Annotated in this window: 18 protein-coding genes; 4 read left to right on the top strand and 14 right to left on the bottom strand. The window is 69.1% G+C overall.

Annotated elements, in window-relative coordinates; genetic code table 11:
* Positions 1-98: 98 nt before the first annotated feature.
* From NH2_RS23770 to NH2_RS23735, 8 genes are all read right to left on the bottom strand, one after another.
* Complete coding sequence (locus NH2_RS23770) at positions 99-821, bottom strand: DUF6339 family protein (protein ID WP_067658595.1); 723 nt, start codon at positions 819-821, stop codon at positions 99-101.
* Entirely contained in the window at positions 818-1,711 is an 894-nt protein-coding gene (locus NH2_RS23765) for a hypothetical protein (protein WP_157103942.1), read from the bottom strand. The genes NH2_RS23770 and NH2_RS23765 overlap by 4 nt, the downstream gene beginning before the upstream one ends.
* Positions 1,701-3,509: a hypothetical protein gene (locus tag NH2_RS23760; RefSeq protein WP_067658588.1), complete on the bottom strand. Its 1,809-nt coding sequence runs from the start codon at positions 3,507-3,509 to the stop codon at positions 1,701-1,703. The genes NH2_RS23765 and NH2_RS23760 overlap by 11 nt, the downstream gene beginning before the upstream one ends.
* Positions 3,506-4,504: a PD-(D/E)XK motif protein gene (locus NH2_RS23755; RefSeq protein ID WP_169811528.1), complete on the bottom strand. Its 999-nt coding sequence runs from the start codon at positions 4,502-4,504 to the stop codon at positions 3,506-3,508. Before NH2_RS23755 ends, NH2_RS23760 begins: the two co-directional genes overlap by 4 nt.
* A 7-nt stretch (positions 4,505-4,511) precedes the next feature.
* The gene (locus NH2_RS23750) at positions 4,512-7,106 is read right to left on the bottom strand and encodes a Z1 domain-containing protein (protein ID WP_067658583.1); all 2,595 of its coding nucleotides are present in this window, start codon (positions 7,104-7,106) and stop codon (positions 4,512-4,514) included.
* 305 nt (positions 7,107-7,411) lie between these two features.
* Positions 7,412-9,007: a DNA cytosine methyltransferase gene (locus NH2_RS23745; protein WP_245650735.1), complete on the bottom strand. Its 1,596-nt coding sequence runs from the start codon at positions 9,005-9,007 to the stop codon at positions 7,412-7,414.
* Between the two features lie 61 nt (positions 9,008-9,068).
* On the bottom strand, positions 9,069-9,719 hold the full coding sequence (locus NH2_RS23740) for a Uma2 family endonuclease (RefSeq protein ID WP_084505822.1): 651 nt from the start codon (positions 9,717-9,719) through the stop codon (positions 9,069-9,071).
* 27 nt (positions 9,720-9,746) lie between these two features.
* Entirely contained in the window at positions 9,747-11,147 is a 1,401-nt protein-coding gene (locus tag NH2_RS23735; protein ID WP_084505821.1) for a DUF2252 domain-containing protein, read from the bottom strand.
* A gap of 220 nt (positions 11,148-11,367) precedes the next feature.
* Here NH2_RS23735 and NH2_RS23730 point away from each other — a divergent pair, with 220 nt between their 5' ends.
* Positions 11,368-11,691, top strand: coding sequence for a hypothetical protein (locus tag NH2_RS23730; protein WP_067658580.1), 324 nt, complete (start codon positions 11,368-11,370; stop codon positions 11,689-11,691).
* A 91-nt stretch (positions 11,692-11,782) separates the two neighbouring features.
* Here NH2_RS23730 and ilvC read toward each other — a convergent pair whose 3' ends face one another.
* Genes ilvC through NH2_RS23715 form a run of 3 tightly spaced genes read right to left on the bottom strand, consistent with a single transcriptional unit; the run spans position 11,783 to position 15,279 of the window.
* Positions 11,783-12,796 (bottom strand): ketol-acid reductoisomerase, encoded by a 1,014-nt coding sequence (gene ilvC / locus NH2_RS23725; protein ID WP_067658577.1) that lies wholly within the window; start codon positions 12,794-12,796, stop codon positions 11,783-11,785.
* A gap of 57 nt (positions 12,797-12,853) precedes the next feature.
* Positions 12,854-13,357 (bottom strand): acetolactate synthase small subunit, encoded by a 504-nt coding sequence (ilvN, locus tag NH2_RS23720; RefSeq protein ID WP_067658574.1) that lies wholly within the window; start codon positions 13,355-13,357, stop codon positions 12,854-12,856.
* Complete coding sequence (locus NH2_RS23715) at positions 13,354-15,279, bottom strand: acetolactate synthase large subunit (protein WP_067658563.1); 1,926 nt, start codon at positions 15,277-15,279, stop codon at positions 13,354-13,356. Before NH2_RS23715 ends, ilvN begins: the two co-directional genes overlap by 4 nt.
* 304 nt (positions 15,280-15,583) lie before the next feature.
* Between NH2_RS23715 and NH2_RS23710 the strand changes: the two genes are divergently transcribed.
* Entirely contained in the window at positions 15,584-16,249 is a 666-nt protein-coding gene (locus NH2_RS23710; protein ID WP_245650734.1) for a PH domain-containing protein, read from the top strand.
* A 308-nt stretch (positions 16,250-16,557) separates the two neighbouring features.
* Positions 16,558-18,399, top strand: a complete 1,842-nt coding sequence (gene ilvD, locus NH2_RS23705; RefSeq protein ID WP_067658560.1) for a dihydroxy-acid dehydratase — start codon at positions 16,558-16,560, stop codon at positions 18,397-18,399.
* Positions 18,400-18,630: 231 nt separating this feature from the next.
* On the opposite strand, the gene NH2_RS23700 is transcribed toward ilvD, so the two are convergent.
* Positions 18,631-19,497, bottom strand: a complete 867-nt coding sequence (locus NH2_RS23700) for a DoxX family protein (protein WP_067658557.1) — start codon at positions 19,495-19,497, stop codon at positions 18,631-18,633.
* Positions 19,498-19,606: 109 nt separating this feature from the next.
* Between NH2_RS23700 and NH2_RS23695 the strand changes: the two genes are divergently transcribed.
* Positions 19,607-20,710, top strand: a complete 1,104-nt coding sequence (locus NH2_RS23695) for a PQQ-dependent sugar dehydrogenase (protein WP_067658554.1) — start codon at positions 19,607-19,609, stop codon at positions 20,708-20,710.
* 52 nt (positions 20,711-20,762) lie between these two features.
* Here NH2_RS23695 and gatB read toward each other — a convergent pair whose 3' ends face one another.
* Positions 20,763-22,268: an Asp-tRNA(Asn)/Glu-tRNA(Gln) amidotransferase subunit GatB gene (gene gatB, locus NH2_RS23690; protein WP_067658551.1), complete on the bottom strand. Its 1,506-nt coding sequence runs from the start codon at positions 22,266-22,268 to the stop codon at positions 20,763-20,765.
* A 19-nt stretch (positions 22,269-22,287) separates the two neighbouring features.
* Positions 22,288-23,664 carry an alpha/beta hydrolase family protein gene (locus NH2_RS23685; RefSeq protein ID WP_067658548.1) on the bottom strand — a complete coding sequence of 459 codons (1,377 nt, stop codon included), beginning with the start codon at positions 23,662-23,664 and terminating at the stop codon, positions 22,288-22,290.
* Positions 23,665-23,689: the final 25 nt, after the last annotated feature.

Genomic DNA, 23,689 nt, shown 5'->3' with positions numbered 1-23,689 from the left:
GCGAAGATCGTCAAACGGTGCAAAACCGCTCGTTCGTCGAGCGCCGTGCGGGCGGGCACAGGCGACCCTCCGGTAGATGCCGGCGGCAACTGCCGATGTCAGAGCTGCTCGCCCGTGCGCACCGCACGCACGGTCCTCCTCAATTCCTCATCATCCATCACGGAGAAATCCAGGAACGGCGTGAGCCTGCGCAGACCGCGGGTGAGTTCACGAACCGCCTCTCGGCGATTGGCGGTGATGGCCAGCAATTCCTCTGCCACGGCACGGGCCAACCGGTGGTTCCCACCGATACTCTTCCGCTCGGTCAACTGATTGAGATCACTCTCCGTCAGTCCGCGCAGTAGTCGATAGTCGCGCCCCGATTCACCCGGAATACCGAAGGTGAATGCTTGCCACCACAGCCGGGCGAACATGTGCCGAGTGAGGTCGGACGCGACCCAGCGCTGCAGATTCCCAAATCCGAAACGCCATTCGGTTAAATTTGGCATCGCTACCACCGCGAGGAACGTCCACACCCCCGGTTGTGATGCCTCGAACGCCGTGATCCGCATCTCCCCGAAGATCACTTCTGCGGCATCCCGATCGAAGTCGATGTGCCGCGACGGCTGCTCCGAGTTGCCGAACCCGTGCGCGGTCGCGACAGCCTCCAGCTTCTCCGCCAGCGCGGCGATCTCCGCTTCGACCACACGCCGACCACCGGTCGCCGCGAAGGTCTGCTGCGGATGCGATCGGCCGGGCGTCAGGTGATTCGGGAAGTCGGCGTGTTGCTGCAGTTCGACGAGCGCCATCGTGTGGGAGAGGCGAGGCCACAGTTGGTTCATGACAGCGACCTCCCCAGGCCGACCTTCCGTGCCCCCTCCACGATGGCGGTGTGCAGGTCCACCGGGTCCACATCGTGCACCGCCCACGAGTCGGGTTCCGGTAGTACCCGCTCGGTGAGAATGCGGGCCACGGAGCCGATCGATCCGTCGTCGGCCTCCGGCAACTCCTCCCACCTGCTCAGCGCCCAACGAACCATCAGCTCCACGACTTGTTCCTGCATGAGCTGGATCAGCGCCTGCTGAACCTCGTTGGGTTGCAGCGACTTCACCGCATCGGCCAGCACTGGGTCGGCAGCGTTGACCATCAGCAGCAGTCCGCCGAGTACCGGTTGATCGACCGAGGCGGGCAGTTCGAGGTACCAACTGTTGCGTGCATGTCGCGCGAGATAGGTGATCTTCGCGAAGTCGACGACCTCGACCGGGAAGGCCGCGCCGCGCCCCGACAGTCGGATTACCGTCTCGTCCGACCACAGAATGCTGCCCGCGATACGGGCTTGCAGCGGCAGATCGACAGCACCGGTCGACCTGGGAAGCACCAGCCGCCGGGTCAGAACGAGGGTGTTCCCGGTGATGGTGGCAGGGATCCGCAACTCCACCTGGATCTCCGCGTCGCTCACCGGATACAGCCGACTCGTGCCGATCAGACCGCTGTCACCCGCGCGCCATCCCACCGCCCACGCCAGCACACCGGTCGGCAGCCCGGCTTCCGCAGCGACAGCCGGGAGATCGGCCTCGATCGAACTGCGCAGCAGCAGTTCGGTGTGCTGATCCCAGTCGGGAAGGTGATCGGGTAGCGGCGATGTCTCGCCCGCTACCACTCGCACCCACTCGGAGCCCTTGATCACGCCGGCCGACGGTGTCAGGAACGGCCGGACATCGTCACGCCTCATCGTTGCCGTCCCGCAGCCGCACCGACACCCTGGTCACCGTGTCGGCCACCGGACGAACCCGTATCCGCCACTGCCGCTCCGACACGCCGACCATGTCGACCGAGGCGCCGACGACGACTCGCCCGGTATCGACAGCCGTCCAGTCGAGGACGTCCGGACGCGCGCCGTCACGACCGCTGTCCAAGCCGTCGTCGGTCACCACGAAGGCTTCGGCCGATGCCGTCTTCGCGGTACTCCGCATCGGCAGCTCCACGACCGTCACGATCACCGGGTGCCCCTCCTCCAGTCGCAGGGTCGGTCGCTCGAGGATGCGTACCGTGTTCCGCGCTCCCGCCCTGCCGGAGTTCGAGTGGCGACCGCTTGCCGCACCCACCGTCGCGGACTCTCCCTCCGCCCCCGCGATGACCCCGGCGAATTGGTTCGCGAAGTGCCCCAGCGGCTCAGCGGAGCGCGCGGCGGGAGCCTCGATGACAGGGGCGGCAGCGGATTTCAACTCGGTGCGGATGAAGCGATTCGCGAGAGTGACCACTCCGCGCGCCGTGCCGGTGAGGCCGCTGAGCACCCACTCGTCGTGCGTCGGGGGCTCGGCTTCGGCGAAATACTCGTTGGCGGCGGCGCTGGCACGGAAAACGGCCCCGTACTGCAATCGGTCATTCGACGGCGGATCACCTGCCACGTAGTCCACAACCAGGTCCGCTTGCCGCATACGAGCACAGTGGTGAGCACGGCCGACGAAGGGAGCGGCGGGAACGAGCACCTCGTCCTCCCACGGCGGAGCCATGCCGTGGCGCAATTGGAACTGGCCGATATCCCGTGGCTCGCTTTTCCGCGCCGGCGTTTTCCCATGACCGTCTGCGATCTGCTGGTAGGCATCGACGAATGGCGCGAGCAAGGGCAGTTCGCCGGGGTCAGGCACCTCCATTTTGAACCCGTCACGGCTTACGCTGCAGACGAGCCGGTTCTGCCTTCCCTCCAGCATCCGGGGCCAAAGATTCCACAGCATGGTCGAGACGATGTAGTTTGCCGCCGCTTCCGCATCCCGGGGCTCGTCGCCCTGCGACCCGAGGTCGGCGGCGACGATCGACACCGAAGTTCCGGTCTCCCCCGGATCGAACTTCGGCATGCCCAGCTTGCTCGCCCATTCCTCGGCGTGATCGTCGATGAGTGGAACGGGTACGCCCTCGCCGTCCAGATTCCCGAGCCAATGCCTACCGGTGTAGAGCGTGCCTGCTCGCTCGAAATCATCACCGAGCGCGGCACCGATCAACCGTCGCTGACGCTGCCCACGGAACATGGTCGCGCTGTCGGCGAGAACGACGTGGCAGCGGCTCACGTTGTACAGGATTCCTTTGCCGAACCCGTACGAGCCACCGGTCAGTTCGCCACCCTTGCGGTCACCGACATTGCGGATGAAGTTGACGAAGTCCGAGCGTTCCCCCGGTTCCGGGATCTCGTCGGCACGCAACGGACCACCCAGACCGCTGGTGCCACGGTCCGAGATCGTGAGGACGATCGGGTCCGCCGCGAACAGTTGCGCGATACCCAATCGGGAACCTTTGGGCTCGGGCAGCAGGAAGTCCATCCAGTTTTCCAAGCGGCGGCCGCTCAAGCGCCGAATCTGTACCGCGAATCGAATATCACCGTCACCGAGGACGGCATCGCAGCTGTTCTGCGCGGTCTCGCGGATCAGCACCGTCAGCGGGTCGAGCCTGGGCTTCCCCAGCTGCCGACGGATGCCGCGCGACGCGGTCGATCCCTCCGCCGCCCTCGGCTGCGACCACCATTCGACCGAGATCACCGCTCGCCCTCCGAACCCGATGACGGAAAGTGGATCCACCGCTCCAACTCGGACTCCCCCGTGCGCGCCAGCGGGATCAACGCCGACAGCTCGACGCCGTAGTTCACGTAGCTGATGCCGGCAGGTACAGCGTCGCCCGCAAAAGAAGACGGCGCGATCCGCGGCACCGCGCCGCCGACCGGAACGCATCGCACCATCTCGATGCGATAGCAGGCGGGATAGAGATTCGCATCCGCGAGAGACAACCCGATCGTGGCCAGACGTTGCGCCGCAAGGGCCCGATCGTCGGCCCGATCCAGGAAGTCGGTGGCGACGGAGACGACGCTCGCTCCCGCTTCGTCCGCCACGAGATGAACGAGAACGAGCGCCAACGGCCGCCCCGGCGGTGCCAATTGCTGTACGCCGTGGATTTCGACGTGTCGGGCGGATGCGCCCAGCGCCTTGACCTCGAGGGCACAACCGGGAAGCAGGATGTCGTGGGGCTCGCCCTCCGGCCCACGCCAGGAGTGTGCTTCGATAGGGCGATCTCGGAAGGCGATGCCGAGCACGGAGAGTTCGGCGATCAGCGCGAGTTGTGCCTGCGGCGACAGCACTCGCTTACCACGTGTGGCGAAGAGCGCACGCCACCGCTCGATGATTCGGAGCGCGCTGTCCGCCGGTGTCTCCGCATCGACCGCTCGGGCGATATCGAGGACGACTTCATCGAAGAGATCGAAAAGATCCGCGCGCAGGCAGTGCAGATCGAGGTAGGTCGCGGTCACACGGTCGAAGACATAGGAGACACGGCGGAGTTGTAGCGCGCCGACCAAACCCTCGGGTGCATCGAGCGAATCCCGGTCACTGACCGGAATCAGTAGGTGACGCCCGCTGCTCGCATCCACACCGATTCGCGCGCCGACCCCGCTCGCCATGACGAACACCGAGGACGTGAGCGGTGCGTCCCGGCTGTTCGGGCCGATTACGGCCCACCGGTTGGCCAGGTCATCACGATCCACCGTCGTATCAGGCTTCCTGGTAGACGGCGTCGCGTTCGGCGGCGGCCTCGCCCTCCGCGTCGGCGGCATCGGCGTCGGTCTCCAGCGCGATGCCTGCCTGCTCGAGGTCGACCGCGATGTAGTTGTCCTTGGAATCGCTGGACTCCGGGAACACCAGTGCCAGACCGATCACGGTCTCCGCCGCATCCAGGGGTCGGCGACTCTGTGTATTGGCCTGATCGGGCTCCGACTTCGGGTCGATCGGATAGATCAGCAGCAGACCACGCTTCCGGTACACGGGGTCCGCGTTGCGCAGGGTCCGCAGGGCATCCTCGGTCTTCGCCCGGGCGCCTGCTGCCGAGATATCGAGATCGATCACGCGATGCTCCTTCGACATCAAGGTTTTGATATCGCTCCGATCCGCAGGCGTCCCCTTGAGTGCCGACCGCTTGGTGAAGCGAACACCGACCCCGCCGAGCCGGATATCGGCATCCGATTCTTCGACCGGCTCGCCCATGAGCGCAACCGTCCACAGGTCGAGCTTGCCGATCGAGCGCTCCTTCTCGATGTAGGAACGCAGCAGCCGCGGGTCGAGATCCGGTGAGTCCTTGTGTACGCGGTAGCGGGAGAGAAAACGATCGATGCGATCGGCCCGCACATCGCGAAAAAGCACCGCCATTCCCGAGCCGTGGCGCTCCGGCTGCGCGCCATCCGCCCTGGCGTCCTGAACCAGCCCGTCGGCCGCGGCGCGATTCGCCTGCAGCCACTCCGCGTCCTTCTCGATGAAATAGCGGGTCTGCACGCGCTGGTCGCTGTAGGAAGAAGCGACCGGCTTCCACGCCCCCATCTTGGCGGTAACCGCGAGTTTCGGATGCGTTCGGATTCGCACCGCGACCTGCTCCGGGGTGTAGCTCTGTTCCTCGTAGCGCTTGATGTCGTACCGAATCTCGCGTTCGACGGTGGCGAGGTGCCGGAACCACTCACGCAAGGTGGAGGTCATCCAGATGCGCGGAAGGTCTTCGTACCCGCGGCGGAACCCGAACCACCGCGCCATCTGGAGAAGGGTGTCGTAGGCCGTCGACGTCCGGACGAAGAAGCTCACGACCAAACCCTCGAGCGTGAGCCCCCTGCTCAGGGTATTGCCCCCGACCGCGATCACGGTCTGCTCCGGCTCCGAGTAGTCGAGGCGGTCCTCGCTGAAACTGTTGTCGACGATGATCCGACTCGCGGTGACCACACTCTCCAATCGAGCGAGAACATCGTCGAATGGCGTCTGCGGTTCGGGCGAAAAATCCGCGCGCAGAACTTTTCCGGTCTCCGTCTCCCACTGAACACGCAGCGCCGCGACGGTCGCTTCGTCACCCGCACGCAACTTCTTCGCGAAGGTGTCACGGAACTCGATCAGCGGCCACTTGAAACTGTCGTGCACGGCCGTGTTCAGATGGGTGTGTACGAGCATCGAGGAGTGGCCGCGGTCGCCGCGTACCCGGCGCGCCGCCGTCGCGAGCCAGAACCATCGCAACGCCTCGGCCAGTGACTCGGTGATATCCGGGTCGAACTTCGGAATGTCCTTCCGACTCGCAGGCCGTAGCTGCGGCAGATCGTCGTCATCGATGAGGCGGATCATGTCGTAGCCGTCCAGTGCGACGCCCTCGGCGTCCTCGCCCTCGACGAGATCCCGGCCGAAGATCCGTTCCGTGCCGAAGTACCCGTCCGGCTCGTCCATTCCCAGGATGAAGTCGGAGGGGTACAGGTTCTCGGCGGCGGGGTCGATCAGCACGTTGGCGAAGGGGGTGGCGGTGTAGCCAATATAGGTGACCCTGGGCAGCAGGCCGATGATGTCCATGATCAGCGGGTTGATGGTCTTGGTATCGACGCTCGCCTGATCGGCTTCGTCATCGATGATCAGAACCGGGAGGTCGCCGAGAACCTTCTGGTCCGCCGCGTCCTGAATCCACCGGCGAAGTCGGGTCAGCGGCGCCTTGTTCTTCTTGACCACCGCCAGTGCCGTTCCCGCACCCTTGCGATGCAACAACGAGGCCATCGACATGGTCGGCTGCCGAAAATCATCGTCCGAGGTGGTGAGTTCGATCCAGCCCTGGTTGTCGGCAGTGAGTTCGCTGATCAGCCGATCCTGGGTCTGTTTGCGCAGCCCGTTGTGGATGCCGGAGAGCACGACCACCAATCGATACTTGAGGTCAGCGGCCTTCGCGATGACGGCGGTGAAGTTCGTCGTCTTCCCGCTCTGGACGTAGCCGACGACAAGACCCTTGGCCCGCCACCGGGTACCGTCCGGATGCGGCGTATAAGCCACGACCTTGGTTGACGATCGGTCCACTGACTCGACCAGCTTCCCGGCCCAGCCCGGCTTCGATTCGAGGTAGGTCCTGAGCGCTTTCCAGTTCTTGTCGCGCGGCAACGGACCGGGGTACCAACTCTCGACACCGGCGTTCGCGATGATGCTCGGCTCGCCCTGCGAGATCGTCTGCACCAGACGCTGGTACTCGGCGTACATCGCCGCGAGCTTGTCGTCCGGGACGTTACCGCGGAAGGTGTTCAGCGCGCTCTCCACGCCGTCCTCCCGCGCCGCCTGCGCAAAGATCTGGAAGAACGCATCCGTCATCCGCACACCCACCGTCTCGACGTTCCCTCGGAGTGGCACCCCTGTGCTGTCCCCGCCCTCGCCGTTCAACGGCGACCAGTGACCGTCAAGCTACTACAGCGGATCGCCGCTGTCAGAGGGACGCCACAGACCGTTCGTCAACCGGAACAGCAACCACCGCTTGAGGTTCGTCCAGTCGGGGTCGAGCTCGACAACGGGATATCGGGCCGCCCAGCGGGCTCGGTCGGGGTTGCTCCCAGGACACTGCCTACCACCGGATCGGGCCACGACGAGTCGGAAACCCATTCTTCCGGCTGTGCCAGGGCTCACCCGCGGTTGGCAGCGACGAAGCCTTCCTCAACTGTCTCGTCGAGGTCGCCCCAGAGCGGTTGAACCCCCTCGGACGGTCGCACCCAGAACTCCTCGAGTGCGAGCGCGGATTCCTTCGGCTCCAACGCCGACCAGCTGCTACCAACCATGCGATCGAGATCCGCCTGCCGGGGCTGACGACCGAAGGCCGCCGCCGCCAGGACGCAGGCGCCGAGCCGCGGGGGGATGGCGTTACCCACTTGCTGGTACTGATCCCGCCCCCGCCACGGGTAGTCGACCGGAAACGTCTGCAACCTGCCCGCTTCGGCAGCGGTGAATCGATCCAACTCTTCATCGCCCGCGTAGACGCGATTTCTCCGGACCTTGCCGGTTACCGTTGCCGACGGCTCGTCGGAGCGGCGTCTTCCCCGCTGATCCGCTTTGCCTCCGGTGCCGTAATTCGACACGACCTCGAACGGAGACGGACGCCCGGGTAACGCCTCGCCCATCGTGTTCCACGGAAGTAGCGTTTGATCTCCTTCCGCACGGCGAACCTGCTTGTGATACTTGCGGTGACTCACGGTGGGGAGCTTCGCGCCGCCGTCCAGCCGGGCGACCAGGATCGCTCGCCGGCGAGTCTGCGGTACGCCGAACTGCTCCGTCCGGAGCACGTCGATGTCCACGTCGTAGCCGCGGCGCCGCAGCGCCTTCTCGTACGCCGCCCAGACCGGGCGCACGGTGGGCACCTGCTCCAGAACGATGGTTCGGAACGGCCGTCGAGCGTCCTTCGCCGCGAGCACCCACCGGAGCGGCTCGAGGATCAGGCCCGTGCGGTGATCGTCGAGGCTGTTCACATCGCCGCTGACGTCCTCGCCCGCATCCATACGGCGCACGAAGTGCAGTACCCGATCCAGTGCCTTCCGACCGGCGCCGGAGCCCGCCACCGAGTAGGTCTGACACGGCGGACCTCCGGTCAGGATGTCCGCGGACGGAAACTCTCGCAGCAAGGAAATATCGCGCACATCGGAATGGCGTGTGCCGAGTCGAGCGGCTACTCGCGTCCGACAGGCGTCGTCGTCCCATTCGATTCCGACCGAGGGAATCCCGAGCCAGCAGGCCGCGACGTCCAGGCCGCCCGGGCCGGCGAACAGGTCGATCATCTGCACCTGACCGGGCGGGACGGCATCGTAGGACAGGTCACTGTCGGGGACGCTCGACGACATTTGCATGAGAGTAGCCGGCGTCGTCGCGCCGCCATAATCGTTCCGGCGACGTCGCGGAAGCCCGATCTGGGGAACCTCACCCCGGCACTCCCCCGAACGCACGGGTTTCAGCGACTCAAACCGGACGCTGCGCGGACAGGACGCTCGGTGCGGCACGTCGATCTCGCCACTGGCCGCTGCCCGCCACTTGACCGCCCACGGCGCGCGGCGATGCTCCTCGGGCAGTGCTTCAACGGCTGCGACGACTTCCGCCGATGCCTGTTCGGTCAATCCGAGTGTGCGCAGCACTCGGGCGCGCTGAAGGCCGTAGAAGCCTGGCGTGTACCAGTGACCCGCCTCCGGTGGCGTCTCGCCCTCCGCAGCTGCCTGCGCCTGGTCGGCGTCGGTCACCTGCCGCCGGCAGTGTTGATCGTCGCCTGGGTGTGGCCCTCGGACCAGCGTTCTCGGTCGATCAGTACGCGAGTTCGGACCAGGGAATCTCGATTGGGAACGGAAAGAGGATCCGGATACCGTCCTCGTCCGACGCAGTCCATTCGCCGGCGATGAGGTAATTCGCCGGGCGAAGTGGACGGACGCCCGGCGGAAGGACGCCGTGCTTCGTCTCGAGGGCGTAAGCGCGGACGGTGGCGATGGCACTTTCGGTATGGGCGAGCGTGACCTCCCAATACCAGGAGATGCCCGCGGCGGCGTAGCGGCTCTTCTTGGCTTCCATGTCGGACCGGGTGTTCGAAGGCGACAGAACTTCGCCGACCAGCAGAGTGTCTGCGGCACGGACATCCTGGAAGGGAGTCTCCAGGCAGCGGTAGACGAGGAAGTCAGGAGTGAGAAAGTCAGATTTACCTGTGGCACCGAGGAATACGTTGGTCTCGACGTTCACTCGCCAGCAGGTCTCCGGGCGGTCGGCCATGCTCTTGCGGACGGAGTTCTCGATCGCGTTCCGCATGCGGACGGTGAAGAGCTGATGTTCCCCTGACCCTCGACGCACCCAGACGACTCGACCTTCCCAGAGCTCGATCTGGTCGGCGACCTCATCGGGCAGCTGCTCGAACTCCTCCCACGTCATGAACTCGGGAAGATCCGGGGGGGTGTCCGGCACAGTCATGCCCCCAATCGTAATCCGGGCGACCTGTCACCACCCCTTCTCTGCTGCCGCCACTTCGCCTGCGGCAATAGCGTCCACCAACCGCTGATGATCGACGACCGTCTGATCCGCGTACGACAACGCGAACCGCCCCATGGCCCGGTCGAACACATCCGAACTACCGAGGTACGACGCAATGGCGACGCGATCCCCCGACCGCGCATGGGCGCGAGCGAGCGTGCGGCCGCACAGCGCACCGTAGGCGCGCATGACCCCCGGCGTCATGGTGTCGACATCCGCCGACCCCTTCATATCCCGCAGCTGCCGCCAGTAGAAGAACCGCCCCTCCGGCCCGGTGCACCAACCCAGGAAGATGTCGGCAGTCGACTGGATGACCCGCTGCCCGTGCACCACCCGATGCCCCTGATGCTCGTACCGGCTCGCCTCCAGGTGCGCCGCCAGCACCGACTGCTCGGCCTCCTTCACCTGAAGGAACAGCGGATGCCCGGTATCCCGATCGGCGAGCAGGACGATGAAGCAGCGCGTCCCGACGCTGCCGACGCCGACGACCTTGCGCGCGGCGTCGACCACCCGATACCGGTCGAGCAGCACCTGCCGATCCTCGGGGAGCGACTCGCGGTACGCGGCGAAGACCGCCCTCACCCCGTCGGCGTCGATCTGCTCGATGGGGGCGAGCAGGGGCGGGCGGTGGCGGATTCGCAACCCGTCCGGCCCCGGCTCGGTGAGTTTGCCGACGGCCTGGAGGGTGGTGCGGGCGCGGGCGGCGTCCAGGGTGCGCTCGACGCGGCGGCGACGGCCCGGTTTGCGGACGAGGGCGAGGCCGGCCTCGGCGTCGGTGCGCTGGTACCAGACCGAGAGGCCGTCCATGGCGGCATACTCGCGCATGGCGGTGCGGTAGGCACTCGCGGCGGATTCGGCGCAGCGGAGGGCGCAGGCGTCATCGAAGCCGTTGGCTCGGGCGGCTACCGCGAGCCCGGCTGCCAGGCGTTTGACGTCCCATTCGAAGGGGCCGGGGAGGGTTTCGTCGAAATCGTTGAGATCGAAGACCAAGCTGCGCTCGGGGGAGGCGAAGAGGCCGAAGTTCACGGGGTGCGCGTCGCCGCAGAGCTGCACGGTGAGGCCGGTGTGCTCGCTCGCGGCCAGGTCGGCAGCCATCACGGCGGGGGCGCCGCGCAGGAACGGGAACATGCCGCTGACCATGCGGGCGTAGCGGATGGGGACCAGTTCGGGCACCCGGGTGGCGGCCTGGCGCCCCAGGATCTCCAGCGGGTCGGGGCGGCCGGGGGGCGGCGTCCACTCGCCGAGCGCGGAGCGCGGGACGCGGCGACGCACCCGCTTCGCCGCGGCGCGCCGGGGTGGCGCCGAGCGGGCATTCGGGGTGTTGCCGCCGGAGCCGTCGCGGTCGGTGGAGACAGCCGAAGTCGTCATCGGGTCAGTGTCCGCCTGTCCGAACGGCACCGCAAGGGTTCGGCAAATACTGGGCTACCACGGGTGGCGGTACCCCGAGCCGGGCCGACCACCGGGATCGGGGTTGGCTCATCCGATGGGATGGAACTCTCCCCGAACCGGGGAACACCCCTGGCTTTTGCGCGGCGGGCGGAGCAGGGTGAGAGGAGCATCCTTCCCCGCCGGAGCGAAAGGAACAACCGTGTTCGCCACATCCACCCCCCGCAAGGCGCTGATCCGCCTGGCCGTCGCAGCCGCGCTCGCCGCGGCGCCGGTGATCGCGCTCGCCGCGCCAGCGGCCGCCGGCTCGGCCGCAGGTCCGGTCGTCACCGAGATCCGCCACGACCGGTATGACCCGTGGCGCGACCCGTTCGCGCGCAACCCCTTCCAGCAGTGCAACTGGTGGGACCGAAACGCTCCCTGGTGGGAGCGGTGCGACAGCAACCCCTTCGACAATCCGTGGAACAACCCCTGGCAGCGGCCGTTCGCGAACAACTTCGGCCCGGGCACCTTCGGTAGCAGCTGATCGGGCCGCGGCCGGGGGCGGGGCTCCGGCGCGGACCACGAAACGACGGGGCCCGGTCGCCGCAGCGACCGGGCCCCGTGCGTGCGAGAACTCAGGCCGTCTCGGTGATCGGCCGGTCGACCCAGCTCATCAGCCCGCGCAGCTTGGCGCCGGTGACCTCGATCGGGTGCTCGGCGTTCTGCTTGCGCAGCCCCTCGAGTTCCTTGTTGCCGCCCTCGACATTGGCGACGAGGCGCTTGACGAACGAGCCGTCCTGGATGTCCTTGAGGATGTCCTGCATCCGCTTCTTGGTGTCGGCGTCGATCACCCGCGGGCCGGAGAGGTAGCCACCGAACTCGGCGGTGTCGGAGACCGAGTAGTTCATCCGCGCGATGCCGCCCTCGTACATGAGGTCGACGATCAGCTTGAGCTCGTGCAGCACCTCGAAGTAGGCCATCTCCGGCGCGTAGCCGGCCTCGACCATGACCTCGAAACCGGTCTTGACCAGTTCCTCGGTGCCGCCGCAGAGCACGGCCTGCTCGCCGAAGAGGTCGGTCTCGGTCTCTTCCTTGAACGTGGTCTTGATGACGCCTGCCCGCGCGCCGCCGATGGCGGCGGCGTAGGAGAGCGCCAGTGCCTGGCCCTCGCCCTTGGGGTCCTGGTCGACGGCGATGAGCGCGGGCACGCCCTTGCCGTCGACGAACTGGCGGCGCACCAGGTGGCCGGGGCCCTTGGGGGCGACCATGGCGACGGTGATGAAGGCCGGGGCCTTGATCAGCCCGAAGTGGATGTTCAGGCCGTGGCCGAAGAACAGCGCGTCGCCGTCCTTGAGGTTCGGCTCGATGTCATTGGTGAAGATCGAGGCCTGCGCGGTGTCGGGGGCGAGCACCATGATGACGTCGGCCCACTCCGACACCTCGGCGGGGGTGCCGACGGTGAGCCCGGCCTCCTCGGCCTTGGGGCGCGACTTCGAGCCCTCGGCGAGCCCGACCCGGACATCGACGCCGGAGTCGCGCAGGCTCAGCGAGTGCGCGTGGCCCTGGCTGCCGTACCCGATGACCGCGACCTTGCGGCCCTGGATGATCGAGAGATCGGCGTCGTCGTCGTAGAACAGTTCGACTGCCACTGTGGTTTCGTCCCTTCTGAAACGGTGAGTCCCCGCGCGGCGGGGAACGATTGTGAATTAGCGGGTCGCGGTGATGGACTTCGGACCGCGCCCGAGCGCGACCACACCGGACTGCACGATCTCGCGGATGCCGTACGGCTCCAGCATGCGCAGCAGCGCGTCGAGCTTGGACCTGGTCCCGGTGGCCTCGACGGTCAGCGCGTCCGGGGAGACGTCGATGACCTTGGCGCGGAACAGCGTGACCGCCTCGATCACCTGGGTCCGCACGCTGGCGTCGGCGCGCACCTTCACCAGGATCAGTTCGCGGGCCACCGACGCCTCGGGGTCCTGCTCCACGATCTTGATGACGTTCACCAGCTTGTTGAGCTGCTTGGTGACCTGCTCGAGCGGCAGATCCTCGACGGTGACGACGATCGTCATCCGGGAGATCTCCGGCACCTCGGTGGCGCCGACGGCGAGCGACTCGATATTGAAGCCGCGCCGGGAGAACAGGCTCGCTACGCGCGCGAGCACACCCGGCTTGTCCTCGACCAGAACGCTCAGCGTATGCGTAGTACTCACTGTTCCTGCCCGTTCTGCCCGTGGGTCAGCGCCTCGTGGATGACGGCGGGCTCGGCGGCCTGCTCGTCCTCGTCGAAGAGCGGGCGGATCCCGCGCGCGGCCATGATCTCGTCGTTGCTGGTGCCCGCGGGGACCATCGGCCACACCTGGGCATCCTTGCCGACGATGAAATCGATCACCACCGGCCGGTCGTTGATGGACTGCGCCTCGCGGATGGCGGCCTCGACGTCCTCCTCGCGCTCCACCCGGATGCCGTGGCAGCCGAGCGCCTCGGCCAGCTTGACGAAATCCGGGATGCGCAGGGTGTGCGTGCCGAGGTCGGTATTGGAGTAGCGCTGCTCGTAAAAGAGCGTCTGCCACTGCCGGACCATGCCGAGGTTGCCGTTGTTGATCAGCGCGACTTTGATCGGAACGCCCTCCACCGCGCAGGTGGCGAGCTCCTGGTTGGTCATCTGGAAGCAGCCGTCGCCGTCGACCGCCCAGACCTCCTTCTCCGGCGCGCCCATCTTGGCGCCCATGGCCGCCGGGACGGCGTAGCCCATGGTGCCGAGGCCACCGGAGTTCAGCCAGGTGCGCGGCTTCTCGTACTTGATGAACTGGGCGGCCCACATCTGGTGCTGGCCGACGCCGGCGCAGTAGATGGCGTCCGGCCCGGCCAGCTTGCCCAGCGCGTCGATGACGAACTCCGGGGAGAGCGAGCCGTCGCTCGGCGGGGTCCAGCCCAGCGGGTAGGAGTCGCGGATGCCGCCCAGGTAGGTCCACCACTCGGTGAGGTCGAGCAGCGGGGTGCCGGTCACGGCCGGGTCGGCCTTGAGCGTCTCGATCAGCTCGGTGATCACCTCGCGGCAGTCGCCGACGATCGGCACGTCGGCGTGCCGGTTCTTGCCGATCTCGGCCGGATCGATATCGGCGTGGATCACCTTGGCGTTCGGCGCGAAGGAGTCCAGCTGGCCGGTGACCCGGTCGTCGAAGCGGGCGCCGAGGGTGATCAGCAGGTCGGACTTCTGCAGCGCGGCCACCGCGCCGACGGTGCCGTGCATGCCGGGCATGCCCATGTTCAGGGTGTGCGAGTCCGGGAAGGCGCCGCGCGCCATCAGCGTGGTGACCACCGGGATGCCGGTCAGCTCGGCCAGCTCCAGCAGCTTGTCCGAGGCCTCGGACTTGATCACGCCGCCGCCGACGTAGAGCGTCGGCTTCCTGGCCTCGAGGATCATCCTCGCGGCCTCCCGCACCTGCTTGCCGTGCGGCTTGGTGACCGGGCGGTACCCGGGCAGCCGCAGCTCCGGCGGCCAGGTGAAGGTGGTCTGTGCCTGCAGCACGTCCTTCGGGATGTCGACGAGCACCGCACCGGGACGACCCGATGCGGCCAGGTAGAACGCCTCGGCGAGGATCCGCGGGATGTCGGCGGCGTCGGTGATCAGGAAGTTGTGCTTGGTCACCGGCATGGTGATGCCGGAGATGTCGGCCTCCTGGAAGGCGTCGGTGCCGATCAGCCCGCGGCCGACCTGACCGGTGATGGCCACGATCGGCACCGAGTCCATCTGGGCGTCGGCGATCGGGGTCACCAGGTTGGTGGCGCCGGGGCCCGAGGTCGCCATGCAGACGCCGACCTTGCCGGTGGCCTGCGCGTACCCGGTGGCGGCGTGGCCCGCGCCCTGCTCGTGCCTGACCAGGACGTGCCGCACCCGGGTGGAGTCGAAGAGCGGGTCGTAGAGGGGAAGGATCGCGCCGCCGGGAATGCCGAACGCCGTGTCGACCTCGAGCTCCTCGAGCGACCGTACGACGGACTGCGCGCCGGTGACCCGCTCGGGCGGGAGCTGGCGCCGCGTCGTCGCGGCCGCAGTCGCGACGGGGGTCTGCGAAGTGGCCGAAGGCGCGGGCCTGCGAGCCGATGGCCCTGGCCTGGCGGTAGGTGCGCTCACCGTCTTTCCTCACTGCTTGTGGTCTGGAACCCCGAACACAAAAAAGCCCCCGACCAGCATGGCTGTTCGAGGGTGGCGCGTCGCAACGCGAGCGGTCGTAATCGACTAGGAAGTCGTGCTCAACGCTGGACGCGCCGGCCGAGTACGAGGAGCTCGATTGGATTCACGTGCTCGACGTTAAGCGCGCGTGAACCGTCGAGTCAAACAGCCGACCCTCGGCGTCCCATTATGTGGGAGCACAGTGGTTGCTCGAGTCCGCTCGGCCGAATGCGAGGATGGTGGGGTGTCATCACCGCATCAGTCCGTGCCACCACCTGCATCGTCCCACATCGCCACGGCGCGATCGGATACGGGTGGCCGCAGGCGGCGGATCGCGGCGGTCGCGGTGCCGGTGCTCTACCTGGTATTCCTCGCGGTGGCGTTCGCGCTGGACTGGCCGCAGTGGCTGCGCTGGGGCGTGATCCCTCTGGTCGGGGTGCTGAGCTGGCTGCTCTGGCCGCGCTCGCCGCACGGCGTCGAGCCGGGGGTCCGGGTGATCCGGGTGCCGCAGCTGGCCTACATCGGCGTGCTGGTGCTCACGCTCTGCGTCTTCTTCGCCTTCGTCGGCTGGCCGGCCGGGCTCTGGTGGCTGCTGCTGCTCCCGGTCGCGGTGCTGCTCTGGGTGGAGCGCACCCGGACCACGGTCACACCGGACGGGCTGGAGTTGCGCTCGGTCTTCTCTTCGCGCTCGGTGGAGTGGTCGCGGGTGGCCGGGGTGCGGCTGCCGAAGCGCGGGTTCGTGCGGGCGCGGCTCACCGACGAGTCCGAGGTCACGCTGCCCGCGGTGGGGTACGACCGGCTGCGCGAGCTGATCGCGGCCTCCGGCGGGCGGATCCCGGATGTCTTCGCACAGGCCGAGGAGGCGATCCGGGAGGCTTCGGCGGCCGAACGGGCCGGGGACGGGGCCGGCGAGTCCGCACAGGACGTGTGACGCGCCGGCGCGAAGGCACCCGCCGGTGAGCACCGCCCCGCACGGGTGACGCGCTCGCGCGGAACAATAGCGGCCGACGCGGCGTTGCAAGATCGACGCGCCGCCGGGTGATCCCGCTGGGCGCTTCCCGCCCGGTCCGTACACCCCGCGGCCCGCGTACTCCCCCGGGACCCGTTCCACCAGCGTGGATCCCGGTGCCGACGGCGACAGCCGGCGCGCGTACCGTTGAGGCGCCGCCCGCGCGGCCGTCGTGTTCCCGCCGACCGGCCGACGCCGTCGCCCAGCCCGCGACCAGACCGAGGACAGCCATGCCACCGCTTCGTTCCCGCACCACCACCATCGGCCGCAATGCCGCGGGCGCCCGCGCGCTCTGGCGGGCGACCGGGATGACCGACTCCGACTTCGGCAAGCCGATCGTCGCCATCGCGAACTCGTACACCCAATTCGTCCCTGGCCACGTGCATCTCAAGAACGTCGGCGAGATCGTGGCGGAGTCGGTGCGGGCGGCGGGCGGCGTCCCGCGCGAGTTCCACACCATCGCGGTGGACGACGGCATCGCCATGGGCCACGGCGGCATGCTCTACTCGCTGCCCAGCCGGGAGATCATCGCCGACTCGGTGGAGTACATGGTGAACGCGCACACCGCCGACGCGCTGGTCTGCATCTCGAACTGCGACAAGATCACGCCGGGCATGCTGAACGCCGCCATGCGGCTGAACATCCCGACCGTCTTCGTCTCCGGCGGGCCGATGGAGGCGGGGAAGGCGGTGGTGGTCGGCGGGGTCGCGCAGGCGCCGACCGATCTGATCACCGCGATCTCGGCGAGCGCCAATGCCGCCGTCTCCGACGAGGGGCTGAGCGAGGTCGAGCGCAGCGCCTGCCCGACCTGCGGCTCCTGCTCCGGCATGTTCACCGCCAACTCCATGAACTGCCTCACCGAGGCGCTCGGGCTCGCGCTGCCAGGCAACGGCTCCACGCTGGCCACGCACGCAGCCCGGCGGGCGCTCTTCGAGCGGGCGGGCACGGTGGTGGTCGATATCGCGACCCGCTGGTACCGGGAGGACGACGAGTCGGTGCTGCCGCGCAATGTCGCCAATGCCGACGCCTTCCGCAATGCGATGGCGCTCGATGTCGCCATGGGCGGCTCCACCAACACCGTGCTGCACACGCTGGCCGCCGCCCAGGAGGGCGAGATCGATTTCGATCTCGGCACCATCGACGAGATCAGCCGCCGGGTGCCGTGCCTGTCCAAGGTCTCGCCGAACTCCGACTACCACATGGAGGACGTGCACCGGGCCGGTGGCATCCCGGCCATCCTCGGCGAGCTGCGCCGCGCCGGGCTGCTGCACGAAGGCGTCTCCACCGTGCACACCGCGAGCTTCGACGAGTGGCTCGACACCTGGGACATCCGCTCCGGCACGGCGTCGGCCGAGGCGCTCGAGCTCTTCCACGCGGCGCCGGGCGGGGTGCGCACCACCGAGCCGTTCTCCACCGACAACCGCTGGTCCGCGCTGGATACCGATGCCGCCGGTGGCTGCATCCGCGATCGGGAGCACGCCTACACCGTGGAGGGCGGGCTGGTGGTGCTGCGCGGCAATATCGCGCCGGACGGGGCCATCCTCAAGACCGCGGGCATCGACGAGGATCTCTTCTCCTTCGAGGGGCCCGCCGTCGTGGTCGAGTCGCAGGAGGAGGCGGTGTCGCTGATCCTCGGCAAGAAGATCCAGGCGGGGGACGTCGTCGTGGTCCGCTACGAGGGGCCGTCCGGCGGGCCGGGCATGCAGGAGATGCTGCACCCGACGGCGTTCCTCAAGGGGGCGGGGCTCGGCAAGAAGTGCGCGCTGATCACCGACGGGCGGTTCTCCGGCGGCACCTCCGGGCTCTCCATCGGGCACATCTCGCCGGAGGCGGCGAGCGGCGGCGTGATCGGGCTGGTGCGGAACGGGGACCGGATCCGGATCGACGTCGCCACCCGGACGCTGGAGGTGCTGGTCGAGGAGGCGGTGCTGGCCGAGCGGCGGGCCAAGATGGAGGCGTCGGAGCGGCCGTGGCAGCCGGTGGACCGGGTGCGGCCGGTGACCACGGCGCTGCGCGCCTACGCGGCGCTGGCGACGTCGGCGGACAAGGGTGCGGTCCGGCGCGTGCCGTGAGGACGCGATCGGCGCCCCTGCTCGAGGGGCGCCGATTCTGCACGACGTGCGCGAGTGCGGCCGGTGCCACCGGGCACGGCGTGCGGCCACGCACCGCGTGCCCGGCATCGGCCCCGCAGGAAACGGGTGATACGGAGCGGGCGAGCCGCCACCGCGACGCGCACACCCGGGTCGGCACCGGGAAACGCGGCCGACCGGTCGCCGGGCACGCGCGACCCCCGCGCGGGCGGCTCAGACCGCGAGCGGGTTGCCGCCGTGCAGGTACCACCAGGTCAGGGCCGCTGCGACGACGGCGAGGACGAGCACGAGGAGCGAGCCCCAGCTGGGGCGGGTGGCCCAGCCGCGGCCGCGGTCGAGGGACCAGCGGCCGGGGCCGGTGAGCAGTACCGCGACGGCGGTGCCTGCCAGCACGCTCTCCAGTTCGATCGCACCGGGCCCGGCCTTGTACTGGAAGCCGGGGTACATCCCCTGCTTGAAGGCCCACGCGTCCAGGATCACAGCGAGCACGGCGCCCGCGCCGAGCGGCGTCGCCAGGCCGAGCACGAGCAGCAGCCCGCCGCCGATCTCCCCGGCGATGAGCAGCGGCGCGGCCAGCCCGGCGTGATCCCACCCGCCCTGCTCCAGGAAATCCTTGGTCCCGTCGAAGCCGGGCCCGTGGAACCAGCCGAACGCCTTCTGCACGCCGTGGTAGACGAAGGTCGCGCCGACCACCAGGCGCAGGACGAAGAGCCCGAAATCGAGGGTGCCGCGCCGGTCGTGCCCGGTGCGGCTGCGGCGTAGCCGGTCCGGGTCGGCGGGGCCGTTGGCGGCGGGCGGGATGCTCGCGTAGGAGTAGGTCGCGTCGGCCGGCTGCTGCGGCGCGGTGGTGGGCAGCACCTCGGTGCGCGCCTCGGCATTCGGCAGGTCGTCCGGGTCCAGCCCTAGCTCGTCGTCGGTCCGCGGGACCTCCTTGCCCAGATTCGGGCGGGCGAACTCCTGCGTCACGTGCTGGTCCATGGGGCTGCCGACATTGCCGACGGCGCCGGTCTGCGGGAGGGGACCTGTGGGCGACCGGCCGGCGTCACCGGAATCCGGTGCGCCCTTCGACTTCTCCGTCACAACCGTCCACCCTAGGCCGGATCGGGCGACGCGCGGGATGGTTCCCCGCGGTGTGTCCGGTTCGGGGGTGGAGCGGCGTGCCGGGAAGTTCTTCCGTAACGTCTGAACCATGAATGTGGTTGCCGTCGGCCGGGTGGCGCTCGGCCTGGTGCTCGCCTCGACCGTGCTCGCCGGGTGCGCCCGCTTCGACGACTCCGCGTCCAGCCCGTTCACCCCGGAGCCGACCTTCGGCGGCGCCGAGATCGGGCCGAGCGAGCCGCAGCCACCGTCCTCGACGCAGCGGCCGACCGGGCCCTGCATCGACCCGGATCCGGCGGTCGTCGCGACCTGCCTCGACCCCACCGCGGGGCTGGTCGCCGTCGGCGACGGCGCGCTGGTGGCGGAGCGGCGCACCGGGCGCATTCTCAAGGTGGTGCCGGAGCAGCGCCCGGTGGAGATCGCCCGGATCGACGTGGACGGCTCCGGGGACGGCGGGCTCAACGACCTCGCGCTCTCCCCCACCTACCGGGAGGACGGGCTGATCTACGCCTACATCACCACCGGGTCGGACAACCGGGTGGTGCGGATCGCGGCCGGCGGGCCGCCCAAGGAGATCCTGACCGGGATTCCGAAGGGGGCCACCGGCAATCACGGAGCGCTGGAGTTCGTGACCCCGGAGAAGTTGCTCGTGCTCACCGGCGATGCCGGGAATCCGGGCGCAGCGCAGGCGCCGGGCACGCTCTCCGGCAAGCTGCTGAGCATCACCAACCCGCGCTCCGGGGGCGGGGTGCGGCCGGAGACGCTGCTCGCCGGGATCGGCACCGCGGGCGACGTGTGCCGGGACGCGGTGGACGGAGTGTGGGTCACCGACCGCACCGCCACCGAGGACCGGCTCCAGCGGCTGGGGCCGGACAATACCGCGATCACCGCGTGGACCTGGCCGGATAGGCCCGGGGTCGGTGGGTGCGCGACCACCGCCGACGGGGTCGCGGTCGCGCTCAGCAATGCCAGGGCGCTGGCGCTGATCACGGCGGATCCCGCCTCGCGGGCCGTGACGACGGCACCGACGATCTTCGTCCAGGACAAGTACGGGCGGTTGAACGGGGCGACGCCGGGGCCCGATGGCGCCGTGTGGGTCGGGACCATCAACAAGGACGGCGGGCAGCCGGGGCCCAATGACGACCGGGTCGTCCGGATTCCGCCGCCCGCCGGTGGTGGGGGTGGCCCGGACTAGCGTCCGGAAAGGGGGGTTCCCGGGGGCCGAGCCCCCGGACCCCCGATCCGGCTCAGGCGCAGGCGGCGAGGACGAGTTCGCGGACCCGGGCGGCATCCGCCTGCCCGCGCGTCGCCTTCATGACGTCGCCGACGATCTTGCCCGCCGCCTGCACCTTCCCGGCGCGGATCTTGTCGGCGATATCCGGGTTGGCGGCCAGCGCCTTATCGACCTCGGCCTGCAGCGCGCTCTCGTCGCTGACCATGCCGAGCCCCTTGGCCTCGACGATGGCGGCGGGCTCGCCCGCGCCGTCGAGCACGAGGTCGACGACCTGCTTGGCCACCTTGTTGTTCACCGTCTTGGCCTCGACCAGCCCGATCACGGCGGCCACCTGGGCCGGGGTGATGGGCAGCTCGTCCAGCGCGACCCCGCGCTCCTTGGCCTTCTCGGTGAGGTAGGCGACCCACCAGGAGCGCGCCTCGTTCACCGGGGCGCCCGCGTCGACGGTGGCGATGATGAGATCGAGCGCGCCCGCGTTCACCAGGTCGCGCATGACCTCGTCGGAGAGCCCCCAGTCGGACTGGATGCGGGCCCGGCGCAGCCACGGGTACTCCGGGATGGTGCTGCGCAGCCGCTCGACCCACGCGGCGTCCGGCGCGATCGGCTCCAGGTCGGGCTCGGGGAAGTAGCGGTAGTCCTCGGCGGTCTCCTTGCGGCGGCCCGGCGAGGTGGTGCCATCGGCCTCCAGGAAGTGCCTGGTCTCCTGGACGATCTCGCCGCCGCCGGTGAGCACCGCGGCTTGCCTGCGCATCTCGTAGCGCACGGCGACCTCGACGCTGCGCAGCGAGTTCACGTTCTTGGTCTCGGTGCGGGTGCCGAAGACCGCGGCGCCGATCGGCATGAGCGAGACATTGGCGTCGCAGCGCAGCGAGCCCTGGTCCATCCGCACATCGGAGACGTCGAGTGATTTCAGCAGGGTACGCAGCGCGGTGACGTACGCCCTCGCCACCTCGGGGGCGCGCTCCCCGGCCCCGGTGATCGGCTTGGTGACGATCTCGATGAGCGGCACCCCGGCCCTGTTGTAGTCGAGCAGCGAGTGGCTGGCGCCGTGGATCCGCCCGGTGGCGCCGCCGACGTGCAGCGACTTGCCGGTGTCCTCCTCCATGTGCGCGCGTTCGATATCGACACGGAAGGTGCTGCCGTCGTCCAGCAGCACGTCCAGGTGGCCGTGCTGCGCGATCGGCTCGTCGTACTGGCTGATCTGGTAGTTCTTCGGCTGGTCCGGGTAGAAGTAGTTCTTCCTGGCGAACCGCCCCCACGGCGTGATCGTGCAGTTCAGCGCGAGCCCGATGCGGATCGCCGACTCCACCGCCCGCTGGTTCACCACCGGCAGCGCGCCGGGCAGCCCGAGGCACACCGGGCACACCTGGGTGTTCGGCTCGGCGCCGAAGTCGGTGGGGCAGCCGCAGAACATCTTGGTCGCGGTGGACAGCTCGACGTGGACCTCCATGCCGAGCACCGGCTCGAAGCGGGCGAGGACGTCGGCGTAGTCCAGCAGATCGACCGTTGGTGCGCTCATGCGCCCAGTCTAAATAAGCTCAGCGCGGCGGAATCCGGGTGGTCAGCCAGTCGGTCAGGTAGCCGAGCGCGGCCGGATCGATCGTGGTCTCGATGGTCGCGTACTCCGAGGGTGAGCCGGTGTTCGCGGGCTGCAGCAGGTGGTTCAGCCCGGGGAAGGTGTGCACGGTGGGGTCGGGCGCGCCCGCGAGCAGGTCGCGCATGGGCTGCTCGCTCTGGGCCGGCGGCACCTGCAGGTCCTTGCCGCCGAAGACGGCCAGCGTCGGCACCCGGACGGCGCGCAGCGCGGGCGCCGGGTCGTAGCCGAGGAAGGCCCGCATGACCGGCGACTCCTGGGCGTCGAGCACGGCAGGGGCGCTGCGCTGCTCCGGCGGCAGCGACGCCTCCTGCCGCTCGGTGGCGGCCCGCGCCCCGGCGAGGTCGCCTGCGACCAGCAGCGCCGACCACTCGGCGACGTACTCCTGCTGCGCCCGCGCCTCCTCCGGGGTGGCGCCCGCCGCGGCGAGCAGCAGCCCGTTCTGCTCGATCAGCACATCCCGCCCCGGCACCGACGGCCCGGCCATGAGCACCAGGAAGTCGATCTGATCGCCCTGCTTCGAGGCGGCCAGCGGCGCGAGGTACCCGCCCTCGCTGTGCCCGAAGAGCCCGATCCGGCCCGGATCGATCTCCGACCGGCCGCGCAGGAAGGCGGTGCCCGCGGCGACATCGTCGGCGAGCACGTCGTAGGTGGCCGCGCTCAGGTCGCCCCCGGTGCCGCCGACGCCGCGGTCGTCGGTGCGCAGCACGGCGTACCCGGCGCGGGTCAGGGCATCGGCGATGACCAGGAAGACCTTGTGTCCCATGAGCTCTTCGTTGCGGTCCTGCGGGCCGCTGCCGGTGATGAGCTGCACGGCCGGGAAGGGGCCCGCACCCTCCGGCAGCGTCAGGGTGCCTGCCACGGTGATGTCGCCGCTCGGGTAGCCGACGTCCTCGGAGCGGTACGGGAAGGGCGGCTTCGGCTCCTGCGGCCGGGCGGCGGGCGGCAGCGGGCCGCGCTCCAGGTCGAGCGGGAAGGTCTGCCCGGCCTGGGTGAAGTCGCCGGTGATCCGGTCGTCGGCGTAGCGGCCCTTGAACACCGGATCACCCGGAATGTTCCGGAGCGTGAAACCGACGTCGGCGGGATCGGTCGTGACCTCGGTGAGCGGCGCGTCCTGGACGCCCTGCACCGGAATGTCGATGGTGCCGCCGCCGTCGGCGAAGGTGATGCCGATGGGCAGCGGCTGCCCCGGCACCTCGATCGAGCCGTGCCACTCCCCCGCCACCGGGTCGGCCGGTGCGTCCGCGCTGTCGGCGGCGCACCCGGCGACCAGGGCGAGGATCGCGAGCAGGACTATCGGGAGCAGCCGTCGATCGCGCATACCTCCAGTCATACCCGGCCGCGGA

Source organism: Nocardia harenae NBRC 108248 (genome assembly GCF_001612885.1).
Classification (GTDB): Bacteria; Actinomycetota; Actinomycetes; order Mycobacteriales; family Mycobacteriaceae; genus Nocardia; species Nocardia harenae.
Note: the sequence above shows the minus strand (reverse complement) of the source record. Positions and strands in the feature narration are given on the sequence as shown.

Bases quoted from the DNA above. Each gene is read 5' to 3' on its own strand.
- NH2_RS23770 (WP_067658595.1), bottom strand. From the start codon at position 821: ATGAACCAACTGTGGCCTCGCCTCTCCCACACGATGGCGCTCGTCGAA.
- NH2_RS23765 (WP_157103942.1), bottom strand. From the start codon at position 1,711: ATGAGGCGTGACGATGTCCGGCCGTTCCTGACACCGTCGGCCGGCGTG.
- NH2_RS23750 (WP_067658583.1), bottom strand. From the start codon at position 7,106: ATGACGGATGCGTTCTTCCAGATCTTTGCGCAGGCGGCGCGGGAGGAC.
- NH2_RS23740 (WP_084505822.1), bottom strand. From the start codon at position 9,719: ATGACTGTGCCGGACACCCCCCCGGATCTTCCCGAGTTCATGACGTGG.
- NH2_RS23735 (WP_084505821.1), bottom strand. From the start codon at position 11,147: ATGACGACTTCGGCTGTCTCCACCGACCGCGACGGCTCCGGCGGCAAC.
- ilvD (WP_067658560.1), top strand. From the start codon at position 16,558: ATGCCACCGCTTCGTTCCCGCACCACCACCATCGGCCGCAATGCCGCG.
- NH2_RS23695 (WP_067658554.1), top strand. From the start codon at position 19,607: ATGAATGTGGTTGCCGTCGGCCGGGTGGCGCTCGGCCTGGTGCTCGCC.
- gatB (WP_067658551.1), bottom strand. From the start codon at position 22,268: ATGAGCGCACCAACGGTCGATCTGCTGGACTACGCCGACGTCCTCGCC.
- NH2_RS23685 (WP_067658548.1), bottom strand. From the start codon at position 23,664: ATGCGCGATCGACGGCTGCTCCCGATAGTCCTGCTCGCGATCCTCGCC.